The organism is Niastella sp. (genome assembly GCF_045805085.1).
In the GTDB taxonomy this organism is placed as follows: domain Bacteria; phylum Bacteroidota; class Bacteroidia; order Chitinophagales; family Chitinophagaceae; genus Niastella.
Genome location: NZ_JBJMLX010000042.1, coordinates 1 through 1,901 on the forward strand (window position 1 = coordinate 1; position 1,901 = coordinate 1,901).

At 48.7% G+C, this 1,901-nt stretch carries 1 protein-coding gene and 1 pseudogene; one reads left to right on the plus strand and one right to left on the minus strand.

The window, feature by feature from the left end; translation table 11 throughout:
* Positions 1–1,704 (minus strand): annotated as a pseudogene (locus ACJ751_RS01875) (gliding motility-associated C-terminal domain-containing protein); the annotation flags it as partial.
* Here ACJ751_RS01875 and ACJ751_RS01880 point away from each other — a divergent pair.
* A complete protein-coding gene (locus ACJ751_RS01880) occupies positions 1,697–1,891 on the plus strand; it encodes a hypothetical protein (RefSeq protein WP_407743678.1) in 195 nt (64 codons plus the stop codon). The pseudogene ACJ751_RS01875 and the gene ACJ751_RS01880 overlap by 8 nt on opposite strands.
* Positions 1,892–1,901: the final 10 nt, after the last annotated feature.

The following is a 1,901-nucleotide window of genomic DNA, read 5'->3' on the forward strand; positions in this document are numbered from 1 at the left end:
AGCGCAGATCGGTGCAACGGCTGTGAACGTAGGCGTAATGTTCGGATTGACAGTAATAGTAAGCGTTGTCGTGGTAGCACACTGCCCGGCTGTTGGGGTAAAGGTATAAGTAGTGGTGGCGGTGTTGTCCAAAGCAGGCGACCAGGTTCCCGTAATACCATTAGTCGAAGTTGTAGGCAACGCCGATAAAGTAGTTCCCGAACAAATTGGAGCCACTGCATTGAAGGTTGGCGTAATGTTCGGATTGACAGTAATAGTAAGCGTTGTCGTTGTCGCACACTGCCCGGCTGTTGGGGTAAAAGTATACGTTGTGGTAGCCGTATTATCCAAAGCTGGAGCCCAGGTTCCTGTAATACCATTAGTGGAAGTTGTAGGCAATGCCGACAAAGTAGCCCCTGAACAGATTGGAGCAATGGCTGTAAAGGTTGGCGTAATGTTCGGATTGACTGTAATAGTTAATGTAGTCGTTGTTGCACACTGCCCTGCTGTTGGTGTAAAGGTATAAGTAGTAGTAGCTGTATTATTGAGTGCCGGTGACCAGGTTCCCGTAATACCATTAGTCGATGTAGTTGGCAGCGCCGACAAAGTAGCTCCCGAACATATCGGAGCCACTGCATTGAAGGTTGGCGTTATGTTCGGATTGACTGTAATTGTCAACGTAGCCGTTGTTGCACACTGCCCTGCTGTTGGGGTAAAAGTATAAGTAGTCGTGGCCGTATTATTGAGTGCAGGGGACCAGGTTCCGGTAATCCCATTATTAGATGTAGTTGGCAGCGCTGACAAAGTCGCGCCCGAACAAATTGGAGCCACTGCATTAAACGTCGGCGTAATATTCGGATTGACTGTAATAGTCAGCGTCGTAGTAGTAGCACACTGTCCGGCTGTTGGGGTAAAAGTATAAGTAGTAGTAGCTGTATTATTGAGTGCCGGTGACCAGGTTCCGGTAATCCCATTATTAGATGTAGTTGGCAGCGCTGACAAAGTCGCGCCCGAACAGATTGGAGCAACGGCTGTGAACGTCGGCGTAATGTTCGGATTGACTGTAATAGTCAGTGTAGTCGTTGTAGCACACTGTCCGGCTGTTGGGGTAAAGGTATAAGTAGTGGTAGTTGTATTATCCAAAGCAGGTGACCAGGTTCCGGTGATGCCATTATTGGAAGTAGTTGGCAATGCCGACAAAGTGGCTCCTGAACATATCGGAGCCACCGCATTAAACACCGGAGTAATATTTGGATTAACGGTAATAGTCAACGTCGCTGTCGTCGCACATTGCCCGGCTGTTGGAGTAAACGTATAAGTAGTAGTAGCTGTGTTGTTGAGCGCAGGACCCCAGGTTCCTGTAATACCATTATTCGATGTAGTTGGCAGCGCTGACAAAGTAGCTCCGGAACAGATCGGAGCCACCGCGTTAAACGTCGGAGTAATATTCGGATTGACGGTAATTATCAATGTAGCCGTCGTCGCACACTGCCCTGCTGTTGGGGTAAAGGTATAAGTAGTGGTGGCTGTGTTGTTGAGCGCCGGAGACCATGAACCGGTGATCCCGTTATTGGATGTTGTTGGTAACGCTGACAAAGTAGCTCCCGAACAGATCGGAGCAACGGCTGTAAATGTTGGCGTAATGTTCGGATTAACTGTGATTGTCAGCGTAGCCGTCGTAGCACACTGCCCAGCCGTTGGGGTAAACGTGTAAGTTGTGGTCATCGTGTTATCCAAAGCAGGCGACCAGGTTCCCGTAATACCATTGGTGGAAGTTGTAGGCAACGCCGATAAAGTAGTTCCCGAACAAATTGGAGCCACTGCATTGAAGGTCGGCGTTATGTTTGGATTAACGGTAATTGTCAATGTTGCCGTTGTTGCACACTGCCCTGCTGTTGGGGTAAAAGTATAAGTAGTGGTGG